This window comes from Alsobacter sp. P4_H11 (assembly GCF_056400925.1).
In genome coordinates, this window is the sequence record NZ_JBFUKI010000002.1 from 495,859 (window position 1) to 520,013 (window position 24,155).

Below are 24,155 nucleotides of genomic sequence, written 5' to 3' on the forward strand. Positions count from 1 at the left end.
CCAAACGCACGATGGGAGGAGCCGATGTCCGATACCGCCAAGACCTACGAGACCATCCTGGTCGAGACGCATGGCCGCGTCGGCCTCGTGCGGCTGCACCGCCCGCAGGCGCTGAACGCCTTGAACGCGCAGATCATCGCAGAGCTGGACGGCGTGCTGGACGGCTTCGAGCGCGACCCCGGCATCGGCTGCGTGGTGATCACCGGGTCCGAGAAGGCCTTTGCGGCCGGCGCGGACATCAAGGAGATGCAGAGCAAAACCTACCCGGGCACCTACCTGGACGACTTCATCACCGCCTGGGACCGCATCGGCCAGAAGCGCAAGCCAATCATCGCCGCGGTGGCGGGCTTCGCGCTCGGCGGCGGCTGCGAGCTCGCGATGATGTGCGACTTCATTCTGGCGGCCGACACCGCGAAGTTCGGCCAGCCCGAGATCAAGCTCGGCGTCATGCCGGGAGCCGGCGGCACGCAGCGGCTGACGCGCTTCGTCGGCAAGAGCAAGGCGATGGAGATGTGCCTCACCGGCCGGATAATGGACGCCGCCGAGGCTGAGCGGGCCGGGCTGGTCTCCCGCGTCGTGCCGGCGGCCGAACTCGTCGACGAGGCGTTGAAGGTCGCGGCCCAGATCGCCGGCATGTCGCTGCCCATCGCGATGATGACCAAGGAGAGCGTCAACCGCTCCTACGAGACCACGCTGGCCGAAGGCATCCGCTTCGAGCGGCGCGTGTTCCACGCCATGTTCGCCACGCAGGACCAGAAGGAGGGCATGGGCGCCTTCGTGGACAAGCGCAAGCCCGGCTTCACCAACAGCTGAGGCGCGCGCGCCCGAAAGGCCTCTCCCCGCATGGAGCTCGATCTCATCACGCTCGGCCTGCTCGGGCTCGTCGCCCTGCTGGCCGGGTTCTTCGACTCCATCGCGGGCGGCGGCGGGCTCATGACGGTGCCGGCGCTGCTGCTGGCCGGCTTCGACCCGGTGAGCGCGGTCGCGACCAACAAACTGCAGGGCGTGTTCGGCACCGCGTCGGCGACCTGGTCCTTTGCGCGGGCCGGCAAAATCGCCTGGCGGGAGAGCCTGCCGATGGCCGCCACGGCGGCCCTTGGCGCGCTGGCCGGCGCCTTCGCGGTGCGCCATCTCGCCGGGAACGTGCTGGCGGGCGTGATCCCGATCCTTCTCGTCGCCATCGCGCTTTATTTCGGCCTGTCGCCCAAGATGCGCGACGAGGACGCCCGGCGGCGCATTCCGCCCTGGGTCTTCGGCGCCACGGTCGCGCCGCTGGTCGGGTTCTATGACGGCTTCTTCGGTCCGGGCGCCGGCTCCTTCTATATGGTCGGCATGGTGACGCTGCTCGGGCTCGGGCTCGTGCGCGCGACCGGCAACACCAAGCTGCTGAATGTTTCCAGCAACGGCGCCTCGCTGGCGCTTTTCATCTGGTCTGGCCTCGTGGTCTGGCCCGTTGGCCTCGTGATGGCGGCGGGCTCCTTCGCGGGCGCGCAAATCGGCGCGCGGCTCGCGCTGCGGCACGGCGCGCGGCTGATCCGGCCGCTTTTGATCATCGTCTGCTTGGCGGTCGCGGCGCGGCTCATGGCCGATCCGGCCAATCCGCTGCGGCAGGCGCTGTCGCGCATCCTGGCGGGCGGCTGATCGAGCGGGCAAAGAGCGTTGACGATCCGCCGGGCAGCGTGTAGAAGCCCGCACACATGAGAGCCGGCCGGCGCGTTCGACGGGCTCCCGCCAATTTTCCCAGGAACACGGCGCGGCCTGCGACCCGACACTGATCGGTCGGCGCGCAATGAGGACGAACTGATGGCCAATACACCCTCGGCAAAGAAGGCCGCCCGCAAGATCGAACGCCGCACGGCCGTGAACCGTAGCCGCCGGTCGCGCATGCGCACCTTCGTCAAGAAGGTCGAGGAAGCCATCAAGGCCGGCGACAAGACCGCCGCGACCGAAGCCTTCAAGGCCGCCGAGCCCGTCCTGGTGCGCGCCGCCCAGAAGGGCATCGTCCATCGCAACACCGCCTCCCGGAAGGTGTCGCGGCTGGCTCACGCGATCGCGTCGCTGACCGCCTGATCTGCCCCGTTTTAACTGTTGCAAAGCCCGGCCTTCTGGCCGGGCTTTTTGCGTTTGAGGGCCGCTTTCAGAGGCCGTGTCGGCGGCGCCTCAGCGGTCGCGCACGTGCGCGAAACGACATTCTGACGCCGATTTGGACTTGACAGGCATGCCAGCATTAAGGCCGCGGCCAAGCTGGTTTGAGGCTCTTTGCTGCGCAGAAAAAGTTCAATGATCGTCGTGGCTTAAGGCCCAAAGGTCAGCGCAGAGCCTGAATCGCCCACGCCGTCGCAGAATGGTCATAACGGCTTAAAAGAATCTCGCGTCCCGGGCCGGGTCTTGGGGGGCGGCGTGGGGCTTAAGGAATCGTGAACTGACTCAACAATTTGCTGTGCACGACCGCTCGGAACCCCGCGGGAGCGCTTGCCTGAGTCCTCCCCGCAAGGGGCGGACTCACCCGCGGCCGTGTTGCACCCCCCGGGGCCCCTGTGTAAGGTCCTTTCACGCCGGGACGACGTCCTGGCCCATCCCTCAGTAGGTACCGACGGCCCACAAGCCTGACTTCAGGCTGAAGGATTCGCGTTGCCTAAGTCGTGTATCAATAGAAGTCGCCGGTTTTGTGAGCAGGGGTAACGATAAGAAAACTCAGGAGTCGTCGAACCAATCGTGATCGACAGAATTCCTTTCAAGATGCAGCGGGCAAGCAATGACGTCTGGAAATATACTTAGCCGGACCGAGGGGGCAAGGATGGCTGAAGCAGAGCGCGTGGCTGGGGAGCCTGCGACCGAAAGGGTGGGAACGCCGTTCAGGCGTGTGGCGAGCGGGACCTCTCCGCTCAGCTGACCCAAGGGCCCGAGAGGCCCATATCCAGCGACCGACAGATCACAGACATGGCCACAACTCGCCGCGACCAGCGCGCGAGCATGTGGCGCCTTTTGCGAGAACACGATGTTTCAATCAGCTGAACGCGAAGCGGCCCTGGAATCGATGCACAACAGTGGGGAGGCTCTCAGGGTGGACCGCGACGAAGCTTGGGATCGGGTGCGGCGCCGGCTTCGCGCCGAGCTCGGAGATGACGTGTTTTCGAGCTGGTTCGGCCGTCTTGACCTCGTCGAGGTGATCGATGGCGTGGCGCAGCTCTCGGTGCCGACGCGCTTTCTGAAAAGCTGGATCCAGGCGCATTATCTTGACCGTGTTCGCACGCTGGTCTCGGCCGAATGCGAGGGCGTTTCCGAGATCAACCTGTTTGTTCGCAGCGCGCAGCGCCCCGCGGTCCGCGTCGCAACCGTCGAAAACGGCGCCGGCGGCCCGCGGCCGCAGCCCGGCATGCGGTCTTCCGAGCCCAAGGCAGGCCATTCCGCGCCGTCGCCGGAGCGCATGCAGCCGGCGCTGGCCGACGCCGACGGCCTGCAAGGGTCGCCGCTCGACCGCCGCCTGACTTTCTCGAGCTTCCTGGTCGGGCGCTCCAACGCCCTGGCGCATGCGGCCGGCGAGCGGGTCGCCCGCATCGAGGCCGGCGCGCCGCCGCTCTACAATCCGCTTTATGTTCACTCGGCCGTGGGCCTCGGCAAGACCCACCTGCTTCAAGCCGTCGCCCATGAGGTGATCGCGTCCGGCAAGCGGGTGATCTACCTCACCGCGGACCGGTTCATGTACGGCTTCGTGGCCGCCCTGAAGGCCCAGACGGCGATCGCCTTCAAGGAGCGGCTGCGCGGCATCGACCTCCTGGTGATCGACGACGTGCAGTTCCTGCAGGGCAAGTCGATCCAGCAGGAGTTCTGCCACACCATCAACGCATTGATCGACGCCGGCCGGCAGGTCGTGATCGCGGCCGACCGGGCTCCGGGCGAACTGGAAAGCCTCGACGAGCGCGTGCGCTCCCGCCTGGCGGGCGGCCTCGTGGTGGAGATGGGCTCGCTGGACGAACAGCTGCGCATCAAGATCCTGGAGACCCGCATCGCGGCGGCCCGCGTGCATCACCAAAGCTTCGAGGTCAGCCCCGCGGTGGTCGGCTACGTGGCCCGGATGATCACCACCAACGGCCGCGACCTCGACGGCGCGGTGAACCGGCTGCTCGCTCATACGACCCTGTCCGGCTCCTCGGCCACGGTGGAGTCGGCCGAGACCGCGATCCGGGACCTCGTCCGGTCGCGCGAGCCCAAGAAGGTCCGCATCGAGGACATCCAGAAGCTCGTCGCCACGCACTACAATGTCAGCCGGGCCGACATCCTGTCGTCGCGACGGTCGGCCGGCGTCGTGAAGCCGCGCCAGATCGCCATGTACCTGTCGAAGCAGCTCACGCTGCGATCGCTGCCAGAGATCGGCCGGCGTTTCGGCGGACGCGACCACACGACGGTGCTGCACGCCGTGCGCAAGATCGAGGGCTGCGTGCAGGCCGACCCGAGCCTGCGGGACGATGTCGAGCTCCTGAAGCGCATGCTGCAGGAGTAGGATCGCGGCTGCGGCCCGATGCGGCGTTTTGGGCGGGGACAGCTTGCTGCAGCCCCGTCCACGCCCTTGCGTGGGCGGATCGGCCGCGCCATTGTGCTCGCCCCTTGGCCGGGTCAACGCCGGTTCCATTCCTTTATGAGCAAGCGCAAGGTCGGACCATGAAGGTCACAGTCGAACGGGCGGCCCTCTTCAGATCGCTCGGCCACGTTCACCGGGTGGTGGAGCGGCGCACCACGATTCCGATCCTGTCGAATGTGCTGATCCGGGCCGACGCGGGCGAACTCAGCCTGAAGGCGACCGACCTCGACCTCGAGGTCACCGAGACGCTGGCGGCCGATGTCGGCCAGCCGGGCGCGATCACAGCGCCCGCCTATGTGCTCTTCGACATCGTCCGCAAGCTGCCCGACGGCGCGCAGGTCTCGCTGGAGACCACCGGCGACACCGGCCAGGTGACGATCCGCTCCGGCCGCTCGCGCTTCAACCTGCAGGCTCTGCCCGAGACCGACTTCCCGGATCTTGCAGCCGGCGAAATGGCCTACCGCTTCAAGGTGCCGGCCGCCGAGCTCAAGCGCCTGATCGAGAAGACCCAGTTTGCGATCTCGACCGAGGAGACGCGCTACTATCTCAACGGCATCTACCTGCACACGCTGGAATCCGGCGGCAAGCAGGTGCTGCGCGCCGTCGCGACGGACGGCCACCGGCTCGCGCGCGTCGAAACCGGCGCGCCCGAGGGCGCTGCCGGAATGCCGGGCGTGATCGTGCCTCGCAAGGCCGTCGCCGAGATTATCAAGCTCGTGGACGAGGCCGGCGACGGCGTCGAGATCGAGCTGTCGCCGACCAAGATCCGCCTCACGATGGGGCCGGTTGTGCTCACCTCGAAGCTGATCGACGGCACCTTCCCTGACTACCAGCGCGTGATCCCGGCCGGCAACGACAAGGACCTGATCGTCGACAAGGCCGAGTTCGCGGCCGCGGTGGATCGCGTCTCCACCATCTCGTCCGAGCGCGGCAGGGCCGTGAAGCTCGCGATCGCGGATCGTCGGTTGACGCTGTCTGTGACCAATCCGGACTCCGGCTCGGCGGTCGAGGAGATCGAGGTCGACTACGATTCGACACCGCTGGATATCGGGTTCAACGCCAAGTACCTGCTCGACATCACGGCGCAGCTGGAGGGCGACACCGCCCTGTTCAAGCTCGCCGACCCGGGCTCGCCGACGCTGGTGCAGGATCGCGAGGGCGCGGCAGCGCTCTACGTCCTGATGCCGATGCGCGTGTGAGCGGAACGACGACGTCGCCCGACGCCTCGCCTGAGCCGCTCGCGGGACCACGCGTCACCCGCCTGGTCCTGTCGGATTTCCGCTCCTACCCGGCGCTGGACCTCGATGTCGGGGCCCAGCTTGTCGCGCTGACGGGCGAAAACGGCGCGGGCAAGACCAACCTCCTGGAAGCCTTGTCGCTGTTCACGCCCGGGCGCGGGCTGCGGCGGGCCGACCTCACCGAGATGACCCGCACGGGCGCGGCTGGCGGGTTCGCGGTTTCGATCCATCTCGACGGCCCTGAGGGCGCTGCGCAGCTCGGCGTCGGGACCGAGCGCACGGACGAAGGCGCGTTCGCGCGCCGTTGCCGGATCGACCGCGCACCGGTCTCCTCGGCCGCGGCCTTCGCCGAGCGTGTGCGGGTGGTGTGGCTGACGCCCGCCTCGGATGGGCTCTTCGCGGGCGCGGCCGGCGACCGCCGGCGCTTCCTGGACCGGCTCGTGCTGGCGGTGGACAGCGAACACGGCGCGCGCGTGAACGCGCTCGACCGGGCCTTGCGCGGACGGAACCGGCTGCTCGCGGACGATCGCCTCGACCAGGCCTGGCTCGACGCCGTGGAGCGCGAGGTCGCGGAGACCGCCGTCGCGGTATCGGCGGCGCGGCGCGAAACCGTGGAGCGGCTTTCGGCGCTGATCGCCGCCACGCGGGACGACGCCTCGGCATTTCCATGGGCGGAAATGGCGCTGGAGGGCCCGCTGGAAGTGGAGCTCGGCCGCCGCCCCGCCGTGGACGTTGAGGACCTCTACCGGGAGTGGCTGCGCGAAGGCCGCCTGCGCGACAAGGCGGCAGGCCGGACGCTGGTCGGCCCGCAGGCCGCCGACCTCGTCGTGCGGCACGGCCCCAAGGACGTGGCGGCCGCGAGCGCCTCCACGGGAGAGCAGAAGGCGCTGCTGATCGGCCTCGTGATCGCGCATGCCCGGCTGGTCGCCGCCATGACGGGGATCGTCCCGCTGGTGCTGCTGGACGAGATCGCAGCGCATCTGGACCCGCGCCGGCGGGTGGCGCTCTACGAGACGCTGGCGGGCCTCGGCGCGCAGGTCTGGATGACGGGCGCGGACGCGGCCGCTTTCGCGGGCCTGCCCGCCGGCCGCGAGATCTTCGAGGTGACGCCCGGAGCGGTGCAGAACCTGGGGTTCAGGCCATGAAAAAGCCCCCACGCAGGCCCATATAGGCTAAGGAAATGAACAGATCCGGTCCCAGTGGCCGGGCCGGCCCTTCGGGTCGTGGTTCAGGGACGATGCGCCTGCCTCGGACCGTGCGGCGAGAGCCCATCCGGTCTAGTATTCGGCAGGCGAATCAACGCATTCGGATGACACACACTCCATGACGGCAGAAGCAGCTCGCCGCGACGAGGCCGAGAACGCCTACGGCGCAGAATCCATCAAGGTTCTCAAGGGCCTGGATGCGGTGCGCAAGCGCCCCGGCATGTATATCGGCGACACCGACGACGGCTCGGGCCTGCACCACATGGTGTACGAGGTGGTCGACAACGCCATCGACGAGGCGCTGGCCGGCCACGCCGACATCGTCACCGTGACGCTGAACCCGGACGGCTCCGTGACGGTGACGGACAACGGCCGCGGCATCCCGACCGACATCCACTCGGAGGAAGGCGTCTCGGCGGCCGAGGTCATCATGACCCAGCTGCACGCCGGCGGTAAGTTCGACCAGAATTCCTACAAGGTCTCGGGCGGCCTGCATGGCGTGGGCGTCTCTGTCGTGAACGCGCTCTCGACGTTCCTGAAGCTGCGGATCTTCCGCGGCGGCCAGGAACACGAGATGAGCTTCACGCATGGCGACGCGGATGCGCCGCTGCGCATCGTCGGCCCGTCCGAGCGGCGCGGCACGGAAGTGACCTTCCTGCCCTCGCCCAAGACTTTCACGATGATCGAGTTCGACTACGACACGCTGGAGCACCGGCTGCGCGAGCTCGCCTTCCTGAACTCGGGCGTCCGCATCCTGCTCACCGATGCGCGCCACTCGGAAGTGAAGCAGCAGGAGCTGCTGTACGAGGGCGGGCTCGAGGCCTTCGTGCGCTATCTCGACCGGGCCAAGTCGCCCATCATCGGCTCGCCGCTGATGGTGAAGGCCGAGAAGGACGGCATCACGGTGGAAGCGGCGCTGTGGTGGAACGACAGCTACCACGAGAGCGTGCTGTGCTTCACCAACAACATCCCGCAGCGTGACGGCGGCACCCATCTGGCGGGCTTCCGGGCGGCGCTCACCCGGCAGGTGACCGGCTATGGCGACAGCTCGGGCCTGACCAAGAAGGAAAAGGTCAGCCTCACCGGCGACGACTGCCGCGAGGGGCTGACGGCGGTTCTGTCCGTGAAGGTGCCGGACCCGAAATTCTCGTCCCAGACCAAGGACAAGCTCGTCTCCTCCGAGGTGCGGCCCGTGGTCGAGAACTGCCTCAACGAGGCGATCTCGGTGTGGTTCGAGGAGCACCCGACCGAGGCCAAGGCCGTGGTCGGCAAGGTGGTGGAAGCCGCCGCGGCGCGCGAGGCCGCCCGCAAGGCGCGCGAGCTCACCCGCCGCAAGGGCGCGCTCGACATCGCGTCGCTGCCCGGCAAGCTCGCCGACTGCCAGGAGCGCGACCCCTCCAAGGCCGAACTGTTCATCGTCGAGGGCGACTCGGCCGGCGGCTCCGCCAAGCAGGGCCGCAACCGCGAGTTCCAGGCCGTGCTGCCGCTGCGCGGCAAGATCCTGAACGTCGAGCGCGCCCGCTTCGACAAGATGCTGTCCAGCCAGGAAATCGGCACGCTGATCACCGCGCTGGGCACCGGCATCGGCAAGGAAGAGTTCAACGCCGACAAGCTGCGCTACCACAAGATCATCATCATGACGGACGCGGACGTGGACGGCTCCCATATCCGCACCCTGCTGCTGACGTTCTTCTTCCGGCAGATGCCGGAGCTGATCGAGCGCGGCCACATCTACATCGCGCAGCCGCCGCTCTACAAAGTGACGCGCGGCAAGTCGCAGCAATACTTGAAGGACGAGCGCGCGCTCGAGGACTACCTCATCGAGCAGGGCGTCGACGGCGCGCTGCTGCGCACCAGCGGCGGCGAGGAGCGCACCGGGCGCGACCTGAAGGCGCTGGTCGAGGAGGCGCGGATCGTCCGCAACCTGCTGGGCGGGCTGCATACGCGCTATGATCGCTCCGTGGTGGAGCAGGCCGCGCTCGCGGGCGCGCTGCACCCCATAGACGACGAAACAGTCGCGGAAGCGCACGTGGCCGAAATGGCGCGCCGGCTGGACGTGATCGCGGACGACATCGAGCGTGGCTGGACCGGCCGCGCCGAAGCGGGCGGCTACGTGCTGGAGCGGACCATCCGGGGCGTGAAGCACACGGCCGTGCTGGACGCGCAGCTCCTGGCCTCGGCCGACGCACGCAAGCTCGAGGAACACTCCGCGCCGCTGCGCGACGTCTTCCCGGCCCCCGCGACGCTGACGCGCCGGGCGGACGAGACGCAGGTCGCCGGTGCGGTGGCGCTGTTCGAGGCCATGACGGCGGTGGGCCGCAAGGGCCTGACCCTGCAGCGCTACAAGGGCCTCGGCGAGATGAACCCGGAGCAGCTCTGGGAAACCACGCTCGACCGGTCCATCCGCTCGCTTCTGCAGGTGCGCGTGAAGGAGGTCGCCGACGCCGACGACATCTTCACCAAGCTGATGGGCGACGTGGTGGAGCCGCGCCGCGACTTCATCCAGACCAATGCGCTGAACGTCTCCAACCTGGACGTCTGACGCCCGCCGGCTCCCGGCTCATGACTGCAGCAGTCCCTGGCCGGCGGCCGGGGCTGGCTCCAGCAGTTGCGCGGACAGCCGCTCCAGCAGGCTGCGCAGGGTCGGGTCGTCGAGCGAGTGGCCCGGGGCGGCCGCCTCGGGCCTTGGAGCCGGTATGGCGCCGGGCGCCCGCTCGGGCAGCGTCGGACCCGGCTGGCCCGCCGGTCCGGCGTCGATCTTCCCGGACGATCCCTGGCGCCGCTTCACCATGCTTCGCCAGCCATCCCGGGCGCCTTTGAACAGCAATTCGGCGATGCCCTCCAGCTCCAGCCCGGCGATCGGGGACTGGTCCCGCATCTCCTCGATGAAGCTGCGGGCCGACATGCCGGCCACGAGGCAGAAGGCGAACAGCAGGAAGGCGCTTTCCATCCAACCCTCGCCCTGGGCGAGCACGGCGCTCAACACCGTGCTCTTGCCGATGCTGAGCAGCAGTGGAACGAAACTGGCGGCCACCAACCCGGGCAGAACCACGGACGCGACCGTTCCGGCCGAGTAGCTCGGCTCCAGGACGTTGCGGCAGACCGAGCCCATGCCGCCCGCGATGAACATCACCAGCACGGCGACGCCGAGCGGCGTGAAGCGGCTCGCCTCCAGGCTGGCTTCGGCAGCCGTCATGGACGCGAACGCGTCACCCAGGCTCATGAAAAACACGACGAAAATCCATAAAACAAGGCGCCGCATGGCGGTCCCCCGCAAAGAAGGAGACCACAGTCTTGGCGTTTGGCCGGGTGAGCGAATGTGAAGTAGCTCACACTTTCGGCCGGACACGGCCGCGGCCGTGGCTCACGCCTAGTTGATGCGCGCCCGATGCGAGGCGCTTGCGCCGGGCGCGAGGGTGGAGGACGCTCCGGGCCTGGCCAAGGGCGAGCCGAGACTCGTCCAGCCGCAGGGAGGACGTCATGGGATTTCGGAGCATCGTGCTGGGGGCCGCGGCCGCGTTGGCCGTATCGACCATCGCGCAGGCGGCCTTCGCGGCCAACTACCCGGCCCCGCGGGAGGGCGACTATGTCGCCAAGGATTTCAAGTTCCACACCGGCGAGACGCTGCCGGAGGTGAAGCTGCACTACACGACGATCGGCGATCCCGCGAACCCGCCGGTGCTGATCCTCCATGGCACGGCCGGCAATGCGCTGAGCATGCTGACGCCTGCATTCGCGGATGAGCTGTTCGGCCCCGGCCAGCCGCTCGACGCGACGAAATATTTCATCGTGCTCCCGGACGCGCTCGGGGCGGGCAAGTCCTCCAAGCCTTCCGATGGGCTCCGGGCGAAGTTCCCGTCCTACAACTACGACGACATGGTGCTGGCCCAGCAGCGGCTCGTCACCGAAGGGCTCGGCATCAAGCACCTGCGTCTCATCCTGGGCAACTCCATGGGCGGGATGCACGCCTGGGTGTGGGGCGTGAATTATCCGGACATGATGGACGCGATCGTCCCGATGGCGTCGCAGCCCGTCGAGATGGCGAGCCGCAACTGGATGATGCGCCGGATGATCATCGACGCCGTGCGCAAGGATCCGGACTGGAAGAACGGCGACTACACCGAACAGCCCAAGATGCTGCGCGTCGCCAACGTCTTCTACAGCACGGCCACGAATGGCGGCTCCATGGCCTACCAGGCCCAGGCCGGCACGCGCGAGAAGGCGGACAAGATGCTGGACGAGCGTCTCGCGGCGCCGTTCACGGCCGACGCCAATGATTTCATGTACCAGTGGGACTCCTCGCGCGACTACAACCCCGCGCCGAAGCTGGAGCAGATCAAGGCGGCGGTGCTGGCCATCAACTCGGCCGACGATGAGCGCAACCCGCCCGAGACGGGCGTCATGGATCGTGAGTTGAAGCGGCTCGCGAACGCCAAGCTGGTTCTCATCCCGGCCAGCGTCGAGACCCGCGGGCACGGCACCACCGGCATCGCCAAGTTCTACAAGGCGCAGCTCGAGGAGTTCATCCGGTCGTTGCCGGCCAAGAAAGCCGCATCCCTCCAGTAAAGCGTGTACGGGAACCATCTTGCAGCTTGAGCGTTAGCGCCCGACCTTCGTCGTCCACCATCCGTGGCCGACCGCTAGGGGGCGAGCATTCCAACGCGGCAGACTTACCTCACGCTCGACATCAGCGGCCGACGCTGCGCGCTACGCGCGTCGGCCGTGCGCGAGATCCTGCCCGTTCCCCATCTGCAGAGGCCTCCCGAGGCGCCCCCGCCCCTCGCCGGCTTTGTCGACCTGAGCGGCGGCGTGCTGCCCGTGGTTCGGCTCGCCGTGCTGCTCGGGCTGGAGGCCGGCGACCGGGCCGACCCGTTCTATGGCCACATCGTCCGCCTGCGGCGTGACATCGCGGCGCGGCGCATCGGCCTGCTGGTCGACAGAGCCGTGGGGCTGCTGGACATCGACCCACAGGCGCTGAAGACCGTTCCGCCGGACCAGACGCTGAACGGCCTCGTGGAGGCCGAGCACAGCCAGGACGGCCAGCTCACCCATGTGCTGGCGCTGGAGCGCCTCCTGCTCGCGGAGGAGCGCGCCGCCCTGGACGCCTGGACGCGTCGCGCAGCCGCACGCGCGGACGCCTGGAGCGCGGCCCCATGAGCCGCATCGCCAGGACGGGGCCGCCATTCGGGGAAGAACAGTCATTCCGCCTGCTCAAGCAGGCCGTGATCGCGCGCACGGGGCACTACTACTACGAGGACAAGGACGCGCTTCTGTGGGAGCGCGTCGCCAAGCGGCTCAAGCCCACCGGGGCGGGGTCGATCGACGCCTATGTGGAGCGGCTCGCCGGCCGCGGCGGCGAGGCCGAGTGGAACGCCCTCGAGGCCGAGATCACCATCGGCGAGACCTTCTTCTTCCGCTTCGTCGAACAATTCGCGGCGCTGCGCTCGACAATCCTTCCGGACATCATCGCGCGGAACCGCGAGAGCCGGCAGATCCGGATCTGGAGCGCGGGCTGCTCGACCGGCGCCGAGGCCTATTCGGTCGCGATCGTGCTGCGCGAGCTGCTTGGCGAAGCGATCGCGGACTGGCGGGTCGGCATCGTCGGGACCGACATCAACGAGAGCTTCCTGGAGGCTGCGCGCCGCGGCGTCTATGGCAAATGGGCGCTGCGCTCCATGAACCCGGCCGACCGGGAGCGCTGGTTCACCGCGCCGGGACCGGACGGCCCCTGGACAGTGCGGCCGGCTTATCGCGGCCTGGCGCATTTCGAGCGCCACAACCTCATGAGCCTGCTGGACGGCACGTCGCCGCTCCAGTTCACCGGCTTCGACCTCATCCTGTGCCGGAACGTGCTGATCTATTTCCACACGGACGCGGTGACGCGGATCGTGCACGCCCTCGGCGACTGCCTCGGCGCCGAGGGCTGGATGCTGATCGGCCATGCGGAAAGCCACCCGGATTTCACCCAGTCGCTCGCGCTCGTGGAGTTGCCGGGCGCCATCGCGTATCGGCTCCGGTCGGAGCAAGGTGAGGCAGCCGCCCCGCAAGCCGCCGCCACCGAGCCGCCTGCGGTCCCGTTTTCGGCGCCCCGACCCTCCCGAGCAGACGTCCGGCCCGGAGCGGAGCGGCCCAGCGCCCGGCGCGCGACTCCGGCCCCGGCGGCTCCCGCGTCTATCGACGGGGGCGACCAGCATCATCCTGCCGGAACCGATCTCGTCGCCGCGCTTCGCGCCAAGGCGGACGAAGGCGACGTGGAAGGCGCGCTTCGGCTCGTTCGGGCCGGGCTCAAGGCCGCTCCCACCGATCCGGTGCTGTTCTACTACCAGGGCCTCCTGGACCAGGCGGGACGCCGCTCCGCCGAAGCCGAGCGCGCGTTCCGCAGCGCCATCTATCTCGACGGCGCCTTCGTGATGGCGCACTACCAGCTCGGGCTGCTCCTCACGTCCTGCGGCGAGATCGTAGCCGGGCGTCGCGCCCTCACGGCGGCCGCGAGGCTTGCCGCCGGCCTTCCGCCGGAGCGCGAGCTGGCGGAAGGCGACGGCCTCACGGCCGGCGTGCTCGCAAGGCTCGCCCGCGCGACGCTACAACCCTTGGCGGCGGCGCGATGACGGATCGCGACCAGCAGTCTCTTCCACCGCCCGAGCAGCGCGAGCGCATTCTTGCCGAACGGACACGCGAACTCGCCCGCCGGGCGCGGTCGCTCGCCCCGCGCGACCCGGCCGCTTCGGGCGAGCCGTTCCTTGTCTGCGCGATCGGGCGCAACCGCTATGGATTGCGGCTGCCGGCGGTCGCGGCCGTGCTGGCATGGCGCCCCTGCACGCCGGCCGCCCAGGCTGGCGGCGCGGCGATCGGCCTTTTCGCGCATGAAGGCCGGACGATCTCGGCCCTGGACCTCGCGGCGCTTCTGGGGCTTCCGCCGCGGGACGAAGCGAGCCCGGGCTGCTTCGTTCTGCTGAAAGGCGGCGAGCCCCGCATCGCGCTTCGGGTCGACGACGCCATCGCGGTCACGACCCTGAAGGCGGACGAAACCGCCAGCGGGCTGGCGACCGACGACGGCTCGGCTTTCGCGGCCGGCTACGCCCCGATGGCGGGCGCGGCCGGGCCGATGCTGGTGGCCCTTCTCGATCTCGACCGGGTGTTGCGCCCGTTTGCACCCAACCTGGCGTCTGGAGTTTGAATCCCGTGTCCATATCGATCGCCAATCGCGTCCTTCTCGGCTTTGCGGCCGTTCTCGCCCTCATGGTGGCGCTCGGCGTCTACGCGCTGAGCCAGGTCGCGGAGGTGAAGGACACCAACGAGGCCATCGTGAGCCGCAACATCACGATGCTGCGGCAGCTCTCGGCCGTGCAGGACTTCCAGAACCGCGCCAGAAACTTCCGCATGACGGTGATCACGCGGACCATGATGCGGGCTCTCGGGCGCGAAGGGCAGGGCGAGGATCCCGCGCCGCTCTGGCGTCGCGACGCCATGGCGGGCGAGGCCGCGCTGGCGCAAACCATCACCACCGCCGAAAAACTCCGCGACGGCGCGGTGAGCCAGGAGCGCGCCGAGGCCTGGCGGCAGATCGCCGTGCTGCTGAGCGACGCCATGACGGAGCTGCGCCAGCTCCACAACCTCAGCGAGCGCCAGATCGCGGCCGCGCAGGCAAACGACGTTGCGGGCGTGGTGGCCTCGACCCAACCCGTGGATGCGAGCCACAACGCCTTCATGCGGCAGATCGCGGCCTCCACGGACGTGATGAACGCGGCCATTCTGGCCGGACAAAAGCGCGTCAACAGCGTCTACGAGGAAAGCCGCGTTTCGGTGATCATCGCGCTCGGCGTCGCGGCGCTGCTCGGGATCCTGATCGCGCTCGGCATTCGCCGCTCGATCACGCAGCCGCTGCACGCCTTCATGGCCTTTGTGGAGCGCGTCGGGCAGGGCGACCTCGGCGGCCGCACGGCGACGGACGGGCCTTCCGAAATCGCTCACCTGGGCGCCACGCTGAACCAGATGGTGGAAGGGCTGCGCCAGCTCGCCAAGCAGAGCCGCGAGGCGACCGAGAACCTGAACGCGGCCGCGGCCGAGATCCGGGCGTCCACGCAGGAGCAGGCCGCCAGCGTCGAGGAACAGCTCGCGGCCGTGCAGGAAACCGCCGCCACCGTGGACGAGATCACGCATGCGGGCGCGCAGATCGGCAAGCGGGCCCAGGAGGTGATCGCGTCCGCGCAGGCCACCGCGCAAACCAGCACGGCGGGCCTCGCGGCCGTGGACGAAACGGCGCGCGCCATGGACGCCATCCGCGACCAGGCCGAGGCGGTGGCCGAGAACATCGTGGCGCTCAGCGAGAAGACGCTCGCGATCGAGGACATCACCACGACGGTGAACGACATCTCGGAGCGCTCGCACCTGCTGGCGCTGAACGCCGCCATCGAGGCGGCGGGCGCGGGGGAGACCGGCCAGCGCTTCGCCGTGGTTGCGGCCGAGATGAAGATCCTGGCCGACCAGGCCAAGGACGCCACCGCGCAGGTGCGCTCGATCCTGGGCGAGATCCAGCGGGGCATCAACGCCTCCGTGATGCTCACCGAGGAAGCCGTGAAGCGGGTCGCGGCCGGCAAGGACCGCACCGACACCACCCAGCGCACCATTGAGGAAATCACCGCCCGCGTTCAGGAGAGCGTGCAGACGTTCCAGCAGATCGTCGCGTCCACCAACCAGCAGCAGCTCGGCATCGAGCAGGTGATGGGCGCCCTGCAGAACATCCGACAGGCCAGCCAGCAAACCGCCGCCAGCACGCGCCAGCTCGATTCGGCCGCCGGCAACCTCAGCGGCCTCTCCCAGCAGCTGCTGGGGCTGGCCGAACGCTACCGGTTCTGAGCCGCCGATCGTGCAGGACATCCGCGCCCAGCTCCTGGAAGCCTTCGACGCCGAGCATCGCGAGCATCTGGCGGCGATCCGGCGCGAGCTGGCGTTGGTGGAGCACGGCCAGGGCGGCGACATGAAGGACGCGTTCCGGCGGGCGCACAGCCTAAAGGGCGCGGCGCGGGCCGTGGACCTCCCCGCCATCGAGGAACTGGCGCACCGCCTGGAAGCCGTGTTCACCCGCATGCTGGACGGCACGCTGGTGGCGGACCGAGCCGGCGCGCGCGTGATCGAGCTCGGCCTCGACGCCGTGGAGGCCTACGCGGCGGACATCGCGTCCGGCGGCGCGCCCCGGCATCCGCAGGCAGCCATCGAGGCGCTGGAAGACTTGCTGAACGGGACAGAAGCCGCCGACGAGGCGGCGGCCGCGCCTCAGGACCAGGTCGCGGTCGTCGCGGCGGCGGCCGGAGAACCCGCCCTGCAGGACGCGGCGCCGCAAGGCTCCCTGGCCACGCCCCAGCCCCAGGCGGAGTTCCTGCGCGTCGGGGCTGACCAGGTGGACAGCCTGTCGGAGGATATGCACCGGCTGTCGGACCGGCTGCGGGCGGGCGCGGATCTCCTCGGCGAGTTGCGCGCGCTTCAGGCGGAGCTGACCTCCGTCGCCCGCCTGATGGGCGCGGCGTCCGCACGGGGCGCGAAATCCGCCGAGGCGAAGCGCCGCGTCGAGGCGCTGTCGCGCAATGTGGGCGCGCTCGTGCGGAGGCAGACGGCGGCCACCCAGTCGGTGGACGAACAGGCCCGCCGAGTCCGCGACCGCGTCGACCAGCTCTCGCTGACCCCGGCCGAGACCGTTTTCGGCGGCTTTGGTCGGATGGCCCGCGACCTCGCCCGGGGCGAAGGCCGGGACGTCGAGGTGCTGGTGTCGGGGCTGGACATCCAGGCCGACCGGCGGGTCCTTCAGGCTCTGAAGGACCCGGTGATGCACCTGCTGCGCAACGCGCTCAGCCATGGCGCGGAGGAGCCGGAGGCTCGGGCCCGGGCCGGCAAGCCCGCGCACCTGACCGTGTCGCTGTCTTTCCGCTCGCAGGGCGGGCGGCTGCATGTGAGCGTGCAGGACGACGGGCGTGGGCCCGATCTCGCCCGCATCGAGGCCGTCGCGATCGAGCGCGGGCTTCTGCCCGCGCGCCCGCCCTATGCGCCGGCTCCGCCCGCCGACCAGCTGCTCGGGCTCGTGTTCGAGCCGCAGTTTTCCACAGCGGCCCAAGTCGACCGTCTATCGGGGCGGGGAATGGGGCTGTCGGTGGTCGCCGAGGCGGCCCGGGCGCTGCACGGGGACGTGTTGCTGAGGCCGGCGCAACCATGGGGCGCCCTTGCGATCATCTCGGCGCCGCTGCTGGCGACTCGGCAGACGCTTCTGATGGCGCGGGCCGGGGCGCGGGAATATGGCGTTCCGACCCACGCGATCGAGCGATTGCTGCGCCTGCCGCTGGCGGCGCTCGAAAGTGTGGAAGGTCGACCGGCGGCGCGGATCCGGATGGGCGCCCGCGACATTACCGTACCGATCATCCCTCTCGCGGGCTTGGCGGAGGGGGGCGAGGCGCAGCTTCCCGTGGAGGCGGGCCATGTGAAGGCCATGCTCCTGCGCAGGGGCGAGAGGCGGTGTGCGGTGGCGGTGGATGCGTTCCTGGACGTGCAGACGGTGCTGGTCGGGCCTGCGCCCGCGCTGGCGCGCGACGACGCCCTTGCGTCCGGCACGGTGCTGCTCGACGGCGACCGCCCGGCTCTCACGCTCAATCCCGAGGCCCTGATGGACCGCTGGCTTGGCGAGCACGCGAGCGCGTCGGGCGGGCGCTTCGGCCTGCCGGACTGGACGCCGGCCGGCGCGCGCAGGCAGGTCACGATCCTGGTTGTGGACGATTCCATCACAACGCGCACGCTGGAGAAGAGCATCCTGGAGGCGCAGGGCTACGCGGTGCTGCTCAGCGTAGACGGGCTCGACGCCCTCTCGCGCCTGCGCTCGGGCGAGGCGCTGGTCGACCTCGTCATCGCGGATGTCGAGATGCCGCGCATGGACGGGTTCGGGCTGCTGCAGGCGATCCGGACTGATCCCGGGCTTTCAGCCATCCCGGTGATCCTGATGACCTCGCGCGCCGCGCCGGAGGACGTCAGGCGCGGGCTGGACCTCGGCGCCCGGGCCTATATCTCCAAGCAGAACTTCGACCAGCGCGAGCTCCTGGCTACGATCGGACAATTGCTGTGATCGGAACCGCCAAGCTGCCCGTGCGGGTGATGATCGTCGAGGACTCGGCCGTGGTGCGGCAGTTGCTGGCGCACATCATCTCGCGCGACCCCCGGCTGGAGCTCGCAGCCGCCGTCGGGACCGCCGAGGACGCACTGCGGGAGATCGGCCGTGTGCAGCCGGACGTGATCTCGATGGACATCCGCTTGCCCGGCATGGACGGGCTGGAGGCCACGCGCCGCATCATGAGCGAGCGCCCCACCCCGATCGTCGTGATCGCGGCGAGCGTCGAGGACGCGGCGCTGCGGATCTCGATGAACGCCTTGCGGGCGGGCGCGCTGTCGGTGGTCGAGAAGCCCGTGGGGCTTTCGAGCGCCGGCTACGAGGCCGAGGCGCAGTCGATCTGCACGCAGCTCTTCATCATGAGCCAAGTGCCGGTGATCCGGCGTCGGCTGCCGGAGGAACGCGCGCCGGCGCGGCCGATGCAGTCATTTCGCGAGGACTTCCTGGCGCCGGCTCGCCCCACCATTGTGTCGATGGCGGCCTCGACCGGGGGCCCGCCCGCGCTCGCCCGGGTGCTGGGCGGCCTCCCCAAGACATTTCCACTTCCGATCGTGCTCGTGCAGCACATGGGCGCGGCCTTCATGCCGGGCTTCGCGTCCTGGCTGGATGGCGTGACGCCGTTGTCCGTATCGATCGCCCGTCATGGCGCGACGCCTGAAGCGGGCAACGTGTACGTGGCGCCCGGGGATCGCCACCTCATGGTCGGGCGCGACGGGCTTCTGCAGATCGGCGATACGCCGCCGATCGGCGGGCAGCGCCCGTCCGCCAACGCGCTGTTTCAGTCACTGGCCGAAAGCGCGGGCGCAAACGCCATCGGCATCCTGATGACCGGCATGGGGGAGGACGGCGCCCGCGGGCTCCTGGAGTTGCGCAAGGCAGGCGGCTTCACGATCACCGAGGACGAGAGCACGGCCGTGGTCTACGGCATGCCGGCCGCAGCCGTCCGGCTTGGCGGCTCGCGCCTGAGCCTGCCGCTGGACATGATCGGGCCGCGGCTGCTGCGGCTCGTCGAGAGAACCGCGTGATGCCGAACCAGCCGCAGAGCCGCATTCTCCTCGTCGAGGACTCGCGCACCCAGGCGCTCCAGTTCAGCCATGCGCTGGAAGGCCAGGGCTATGGAGTTGATTGGGTTGCGAGCGCCGAGGACGCGCTGGAGCGCCTGAACGGGCCGCTGCCCGACCTGGTGATCGCCGATTACCACCTGCCGGGCATGAACGGCGACGGGCTGGCGCGCCAGATCAGGTTGAACGTCCGCACCCGGACCGTGCCGGTGCTGATGCTCACCGAGGCGAGCGAGCACGGCATCGAGCAGAAAGGCCTGGAGAGCGGCGCGGACGCGTATGTGCCGAAGTCCACGCCCGGCGACATTATGGGGCTGCGCATCAAGGCGCTGCTCCGCCGCTCCGAAAGCGGCCAGACGCCGAGCGCAACGGATCGCACCGGCGCGGCGGGCGAGGCGGGTTCGTATCGCCGGCCGCGGCTCCTCGTCGTGGACCCGACCGGCGCGAGGCTGCGCTTCCTGCAGGAACTTCTCACTTCGGAAGGCTACGCGGTGGAGACCACGGCGGCCGCCGAAAGCCCGGCGACGCTGTTCCGGCGGATCGAGTTCGACGGCGTGATCCTGGGGCTTCTCGACGGCACGGACGGCGATCTGGCGCTGTGCCGCAGCTTCGACGCCCTGCGGGTCGAGGACGCCAGCTCGGGCGAAGGCGCGAGTTTCCCGATCGTGGCGATCGACCACGCGCCAAACGCCGAACGAGACCGGCTGGCGGAGGTGTTCGCTGCCGGCGCCGACGAGGTCGTGCCGCTCGACGCCGAACCGGACGTGCTGATCGTGCGTATCCGCGCGCTGGTGCGGCGCAAGCTGGTGCGCGACGAGAACCGCCGGATTGAGCGCGAGTGGCGCGAGCAACAGACCGACCTGCAGCGGGCGCGCGCGGAAGCGCTGGCCGCCGAGGCGCGCGCGTCGTTGGCCGAAGCGCTGGCGCGCGCCAACGCCGAGCTCGAAGCCGCCAACGTGCAGTTGCGCGACGCCCAGGCCAAGCTCGTCCAGTCGGCCAAGATGGCGTCGCTGGGCGAGCTCGTCGCCGGGATCGCGCACGAGATCAACAATCCGCTCGCGTTCATCCTGGCTCACCAGTCCACGGTGGAGCGTCTCCTCGGCAAGACGATTGACGGCATGGGGCCGGATGCGCCCGGAGCCCAATCGCTCGGCAAGGCAATGCAGCGCGTCGGGTCCATGCGGGTCGGCCTGAAGCGGATCGAGGAGATCGTGCTCAACCTGCGCAAGTTCTCGCGGCTGGACGAGGGCGAGTTCCAGACCGTGGACGTGCCGGCCTCCATCGAAACCGTGCTGGCGCTGCTGTCGCACAAGCTCTCGACGGGCATAGAGGTGGTGCGGCAGTACGAGGGAGACCGCGAGCTGTTCTGCTCGTCGGCGCTGTTGAACCAGGTGGTGATGAACATCGTCGGCAACGCCGCCGATGCGATGGGGGGCGAAGGGCGCATCGTGGTGCGCACGGCGAGCAGCGCGGAAACCTACACGATCGAAATCACCGACAGCGGACCCGGCGTGCCGGACGCTTTGCGCGAGCGCATTTTCGAACCGTTCTTCACCACCAAACCCGTTGGGGCCGGCACCGGTCTCGGCCTCGCGATCGCGTTCAGCGTCGTGCAGGCGCATCAGGGAAGCCTCGCCGTCGGCTCGGGACCGGACGGCGGGGCGCGGTTCACCATCACGATCCCAAGGCGGAACCGCCCATGAATCCCCCCAGCAGCAGTCCCCCCACGATGAGCCCGCCGGGCGCTAACATTCTCCCCAAGGGTCCGGTCGAGTTGCATCAGCTTGCGGGCAAGAGCGGCCCGCGCGGTCCCATTCTGGTGGTGGACGACGAGCCCGACATCCTGATCGCGCTCGAGGACCTGTTCGGCGACGACTACGACGTGCTCACCGCGCCCGCGCCCGCGGACGCTCTCGCGATTTTGCGGGACCGGCCGGACGTCATGGTGATCGTCTCGGACGAGCGCATGCCCGGCATGATGGGGCACGTGTTCCTGTCCGAGGCGCGCAAGTTCTCGGACGCGGAGGCAATTCTGCTGACCGGCTACGCGGACCTGCCGGCCGTGGTCGGCGCCCTGAACGAGGGCGGCATCACCGGCTACGCGCCGAAGCCCTGGGACGCCAACGCGCTGCGCGGCATGGTGGCGTCTGCGCTGGACCGCCGGCGGCTCAAGATGGAGCTGCAATCGGAGCGCGCCCTGTTCAGCGGCCTGCTGGACAATGTGGCGGACGCGATCGCGTTCAAGGACGCGGACGGGCGCTTCATCCGCATGAACGCGCGCAAGGCCGCCCTGCTGGGCGCGGACGTCGTCGCGTGCCTCGGCCGCGAGGAGAGCGATTTCGTGCCGGGCGAGCGCGCCGAAGCGATCGCGCGCAGCGAGCGCGAGGCCGTGGAAGCCGGCGCTCCGGTCGAGACCGTGGAGGAATGGGCGGGCGAGGACGGCCCGCGCTGGCGCATGGTGACCCGCACGCCGGTGTTCGGGCATGGCGGGCAGCTGGAATCGCTCGCCATCATCGAGCGCGACATCACCGAGCAGCGGCGGCTCGACGCACGCTTGCGGCAGGCCGAGAAGATGCAGGCGCTCGGCACGCTGGCGGGCGGCGTCGCGCATGACTTCAACAACCTGCTCACCGCGGTGCTGGGCAGCATCGACCTGGCGGCGCGCCGGATCGAGAACAATCCGCGCGTGACCCGGCTTCTGGAAAACGCCGCCTACGCGGCGCGGCGAGGAGCCAGCCTGACGCACCGGTTGCTGAGCTTCAGCCGGCAGCGCGAGCTGGAGCCGCGCGTGGTGGATCCGAACGCCATCCTGTCCGAGATGGACGAGTTGCTGTCGCGGACGCTCGGCGGGATGGTGCAGATCAGCAAGAGCTGCGCGCCCGACCTGTGGCCGGTGCTGATCGACCCGGCGCAGCTGGAACTCGCTATCCTGAACCTCTGCATCAACGCCCGGGACGCCATGCCGGAAGGCGGCGCGCTCACGCTCACGACCGAGAACGTCTCGATCGGTGATCCGAACACGCTCAACCTCGCGCCGGGCGACTATGCGCTGCTCACCGTGCGCGACACCGGCTCGGGCATTCCGCCCGATGTCGTGGCGCGTATCTTCGAGCCGTTCTTCACCACCAAGGAAGTTGGCAAAGGCACCGGCCTCGGGCTCTCGATGGTGTATGGGCTGGTTCAGCAATCCGGCGGGGCCGTGGACGTCGAGACCGCGCCCGGCCGCGGGACTTCGATGAAGCTTTATCTGCCGCGCAGCCAGGATCCCGCGCTCGCGAGCGCGGCCGACGAAGCTGACGTGGCGTCAACGAGCCGCGCCGGGGCGCGTATTCTGCTCGTGGATGACGACCGCGACGTCCGGTCCGTGACGGCCCAGTCGCTGCAGGAGCTCGGCTACGCGGTCGAGGAGGCCCGATCAGCCGCGGAGGCGCTCGACGCGCTGGAGCGCAACTCGAAGCCGAACCTGGTGATTGCCGACGTGGCCATGCCGGAGATGAACGGGCTGGAGCTGGCCGCCGCCATCAAGCAACGTCACCCCGCTGTTCCGGTGTTGCTGATCACCGGCTATGCGGACTTTTCGGGCGCGGATACGCAGGCGACCGTTATTCACAAGCCGTTCCAGATCGATGATTTAGGTAAGGTCGTATCTCGTCTTTTGAAGTAATGTCGGGACGATGCTTCTTGTGACCGAATAGACCATAAGGACTAGTCACGCGCGAGTTGGACGTTTGTGAGCCGATCCAGCTGCTTAAAGTAAATTTAAACCGGCGGTTTGCTATCCAGGGTTGCATCGACGCGCGCATACGGCGCAACAGCCGCAAACCTGGACGAACCATGCACTTATCGATTCGCGGGGCCCTGCTGAGCCTCTTCGCCGTGATCGGCCTCACCGCCTGCGTGGGAAGCTTCCTTGCGATCCGGGGCGCGTCGTCGCTTTCCGGCGACATCGAGCAGATCGCCGGGACGTGGCTCCCGAGCATCAGCAACTCGGATGACGTTGCGATCGGCATGTATCGCAGCCGCGTCTACCTGGCCAACCACGTGAACAGCAAAGCGGAGCTGCAGCCCGCGCTGGAGCGCAAGGTCGAGGACTCCCTCGCCAAGGTCGAAAAGAGCCGCCGCGCCTATGAGGCGGGGATCAGCACCGAAGCGGAGCGGCAGGCCTATGCGAGCTTCGCTGAGCGTTGGGCGCGTTTCCTCGCTCTCAACCGCACTCATCTCGGTCTGGCCAAGGAAGGCCAGAAGGAGAAGGCCCTGGAAGTCCGCAACGAGATCGACAAGCTGCTCGAAGCCATGGAGGGCGACCTCCAGGTGATCGCGGCGGCGAACGACAAGGGAGCCGAGGACGCCCACGCGAATAGCCGCGCGAATTACAGCCAGGTCTGGTGGACCATGATGGCGTTCGCGGGCTTGAACTTCCTCGTGCTGGCGGGCGGGTTGCTCTTCGTGTTGCGCAGGCTGTCGGCGCCGCTGCGGCGCACCACCGACGCGATGGGCCAACTGGCGCAGGGCGACCTCTCAGTCGCGGTGCCCTATCTGGAGCGCCGCGACGAGATCGGCGCGATGGCGTCCGCCCTGCAGGTGTTCAAGGACAACGGCCTGCGCATGCGCGAATTGGAGGCCCAGGAGCGGGCCGCCGCGGCGGAGCGGGCCGCGCGGGCCGAGTCCATGGTGGCGGTGGTGAACGATGTCGGCCAGGTCGTCGCGGCCGCGGCGGCGGGCGACTTCTCGGCCCGGCTCGAAATCGAGACCGCCGATCCCGAGATGCGCAAGCTCGTGCAGGGCATCAACGAGATCAACGCCGTGGTGGACAGCGCCACGACGGAGTTCGCCAGCGTGCTCGACAGAATCGCGCAGGGCGACCTGACCCAGACGGTCGCGACAGCCTACCGGGGCCGTTTCGCCGACCTGAAGTCGGCGATCAACGAC

Annotated in this window: 18 protein-coding genes; 17 read left to right on the top strand and 1 reads right to left on the bottom strand. The window is 69.1% G+C overall.

Features of this window, described 5'->3' with window-relative positions:
* Nucleotides 1-24 precede the first annotated feature (24 nt).
* The 7 genes from AC1DSZ_RS05645 to gyrB all read left to right on the top strand — a co-directional run bounded on the left by AC1DSZ_RS05645 (nt 25) and on the right by gyrB (nt 9,564).
* On the top strand, nt 25-813 hold the full coding sequence (locus AC1DSZ_RS05645; protein WP_476837391.1) for an enoyl-CoA hydratase: 789 nt from the start codon (nt 25-27) through the stop codon (nt 811-813).
* Between the two features lie 30 nt (nt 814-843).
* Nucleotides 844-1,641, top strand: coding sequence for a TSUP family transporter (locus AC1DSZ_RS05650; RefSeq protein WP_476837392.1), 798 nt, complete (start codon nt 844-846; stop codon nt 1,639-1,641).
* 162 nt (nt 1,642-1,803) lie between these two features.
* Nucleotides 1,804-2,070, top strand: coding sequence for a 30S ribosomal protein S20 (rpsT, locus tag AC1DSZ_RS05655; protein WP_188515741.1), 267 nt, complete (start codon nt 1,804-1,806; stop codon nt 2,068-2,070).
* 967 nt (nt 2,071-3,037) lie between these two features.
* A complete protein-coding gene (dnaA, locus tag AC1DSZ_RS05660) occupies nt 3,038-4,501 on the top strand; it encodes a chromosomal replication initiator protein DnaA (protein ID WP_476837427.1) in 1,464 nt (487 codons plus the stop codon).
* Nucleotides 4,502-4,659: 158 nt separating this feature from the next.
* Nucleotides 4,660-5,778 carry a DNA polymerase III subunit beta gene (gene dnaN / locus AC1DSZ_RS05665; RefSeq protein ID WP_476837393.1) on the top strand — a complete coding sequence of 373 codons (1,119 nt, stop codon included), beginning with the start codon at nt 4,660-4,662 and terminating at the stop codon, nt 5,776-5,778.
* The gene (recF, locus tag AC1DSZ_RS05670) at nt 5,775-6,962 is read left to right on the top strand and encodes a DNA replication/repair protein RecF (RefSeq protein ID WP_476837394.1); all 1,188 of its coding nucleotides are present in this window, start codon (nt 5,775-5,777) and stop codon (nt 6,960-6,962) included. Before dnaN ends, recF begins: the two co-directional genes overlap by 4 nt.
* 178 nt (nt 6,963-7,140) lie before the next feature.
* Complete coding sequence (gene gyrB, locus AC1DSZ_RS05675) at nt 7,141-9,564, top strand: DNA topoisomerase (ATP-hydrolyzing) subunit B (protein WP_476837395.1); 2,424 nt, start codon at nt 7,141-7,143, stop codon at nt 9,562-9,564.
* Nucleotides 9,565-9,582: 18 nt separating this feature from the next.
* Here gyrB and AC1DSZ_RS05680 read toward each other — a convergent pair whose 3' ends face one another.
* On the bottom strand, nt 9,583-10,245 hold the full coding sequence (locus AC1DSZ_RS05680; RefSeq protein WP_476837428.1) for a YEATS-associated helix-containing protein: 663 nt from the start codon (nt 10,243-10,245) through the stop codon (nt 9,583-9,585).
* Between the two features lie 257 nt (nt 10,246-10,502).
* On the opposite strand from AC1DSZ_RS05680, the gene AC1DSZ_RS05685 reads away from it, so the two are divergent.
* From AC1DSZ_RS05685 to AC1DSZ_RS05730, 10 genes are all read left to right on the top strand, one after another.
* Nucleotides 10,503-11,588, top strand: coding sequence for an alpha/beta fold hydrolase (locus AC1DSZ_RS05685; protein ID WP_476837396.1), 1,086 nt, complete (start codon nt 10,503-10,505; stop codon nt 11,586-11,588).
* Between the two features lie 87 nt (nt 11,589-11,675).
* Nucleotides 11,676-12,179, top strand: a complete 504-nt coding sequence (locus tag AC1DSZ_RS05690; RefSeq protein WP_476837429.1) for a chemotaxis protein CheW — start codon at nt 11,676-11,678, stop codon at nt 12,177-12,179.
* Nucleotides 12,176-13,630, top strand: coding sequence for a CheR family methyltransferase (locus AC1DSZ_RS05695; RefSeq protein WP_476837397.1), 1,455 nt, complete (start codon nt 12,176-12,178; stop codon nt 13,628-13,630). The genes AC1DSZ_RS05690 and AC1DSZ_RS05695 overlap by 4 nt, the downstream gene beginning before the upstream one ends.
* A complete protein-coding gene (locus tag AC1DSZ_RS05700) occupies nt 13,627-14,199 on the top strand; it encodes a chemotaxis protein CheW (RefSeq protein ID WP_476837398.1) in 573 nt (190 codons plus the stop codon). The genes AC1DSZ_RS05695 and AC1DSZ_RS05700 overlap by 4 nt, the downstream gene beginning before the upstream one ends.
* Nucleotides 14,200-14,204: 5 nt before the next feature.
* Nucleotides 14,205-15,878, top strand: coding sequence for a methyl-accepting chemotaxis protein (locus tag AC1DSZ_RS05705; protein WP_476837399.1), 1,674 nt, complete (start codon nt 14,205-14,207; stop codon nt 15,876-15,878).
* Nucleotides 15,879-15,888: 10 nt separating this feature from the next.
* A complete protein-coding gene (locus AC1DSZ_RS05710) occupies nt 15,889-18,123 on the top strand; it encodes a hybrid sensor histidine kinase/response regulator (RefSeq protein ID WP_476837400.1) in 2,235 nt (744 codons plus the stop codon).
* Between the two features lie 29 nt (nt 18,124-18,152).
* A complete protein-coding gene (gene cheB, locus AC1DSZ_RS05715) occupies nt 18,153-19,190 on the top strand; it encodes a chemotaxis-specific protein-glutamate methyltransferase CheB (protein WP_476837430.1) in 1,038 nt (345 codons plus the stop codon).
* Entirely contained in the window at nt 19,190-20,929 is a 1,740-nt protein-coding gene (locus AC1DSZ_RS05720; protein WP_476837401.1) for an ATP-binding protein, read from the top strand. The genes cheB and AC1DSZ_RS05720 overlap by 1 nt, the downstream gene beginning before the upstream one ends.
* Nucleotides 20,926-22,890: a response regulator gene (locus AC1DSZ_RS05725; protein WP_476837402.1), complete on the top strand. Its 1,965-nt coding sequence runs from the start codon at nt 20,926-20,928 to the stop codon at nt 22,888-22,890. The genes AC1DSZ_RS05720 and AC1DSZ_RS05725 overlap by 4 nt, the downstream gene beginning before the upstream one ends.
* 170 nt (nt 22,891-23,060) lie before the next feature.
* Nucleotides 23,061-24,155: HAMP domain-containing protein (locus tag AC1DSZ_RS05730; RefSeq protein ID WP_476837403.1), on the top strand; the 1,095-nt coding region annotated here is incomplete at its 3' end.

Bases quoted from the DNA above. Each gene is read 5' to 3' on its own strand.
- AC1DSZ_RS05645 (WP_476837391.1), top strand. From the start codon at position 25: ATGTCCGATACCGCCAAGACCTACGAGACCATCCTGGTCGAGACGCAT.
- gyrB (WP_476837395.1), top strand. From the start codon at position 7,141: ATGACGGCAGAAGCAGCTCGCCGCGACGAGGCCGAGAACGCCTACGGC.
- AC1DSZ_RS05685 (WP_476837396.1), top strand. From the start codon at position 10,503: ATGGGATTTCGGAGCATCGTGCTGGGGGCCGCGGCCGCGTTGGCCGTA.
- dnaN (WP_476837393.1), top strand. From the start codon at position 4,660: ATGAAGGTCACAGTCGAACGGGCGGCCCTCTTCAGATCGCTCGGCCAC.
- cheB (WP_476837430.1), top strand. From the start codon at position 18,153: ATGATCGTCGAGGACTCGGCCGTGGTGCGGCAGTTGCTGGCGCACATC.
- AC1DSZ_RS05720 (WP_476837401.1), top strand. From the start codon at position 19,190: ATGCCGAACCAGCCGCAGAGCCGCATTCTCCTCGTCGAGGACTCGCGC.
- AC1DSZ_RS05695 (WP_476837397.1), top strand. From the start codon at position 12,176: ATGAGCCGCATCGCCAGGACGGGGCCGCCATTCGGGGAAGAACAGTCA.
- rpsT (WP_188515741.1), top strand. From the start codon at position 1,804: ATGGCCAATACACCCTCGGCAAAGAAGGCCGCCCGCAAGATCGAACGC.
- dnaA (WP_476837427.1), top strand. From the start codon at position 3,038: ATGCACAACAGTGGGGAGGCTCTCAGGGTGGACCGCGACGAAGCTTGG.
- AC1DSZ_RS05700 (WP_476837398.1), top strand. From the start codon at position 13,627: ATGACGGATCGCGACCAGCAGTCTCTTCCACCGCCCGAGCAGCGCGAG.
- AC1DSZ_RS05650 (WP_476837392.1), top strand. From the start codon at position 844: ATGGAGCTCGATCTCATCACGCTCGGCCTGCTCGGGCTCGTCGCCCTG.
- AC1DSZ_RS05680 (WP_476837428.1), bottom strand. From the start codon at position 10,245: ATGAGCCTGGGTGACGCGTTCGCGTCCATGACGGCTGCCGAAGCCAGC.
- AC1DSZ_RS05725 (WP_476837402.1), top strand. From the start codon at position 20,926: ATGAATCCCCCCAGCAGCAGTCCCCCCACGATGAGCCCGCCGGGCGCT.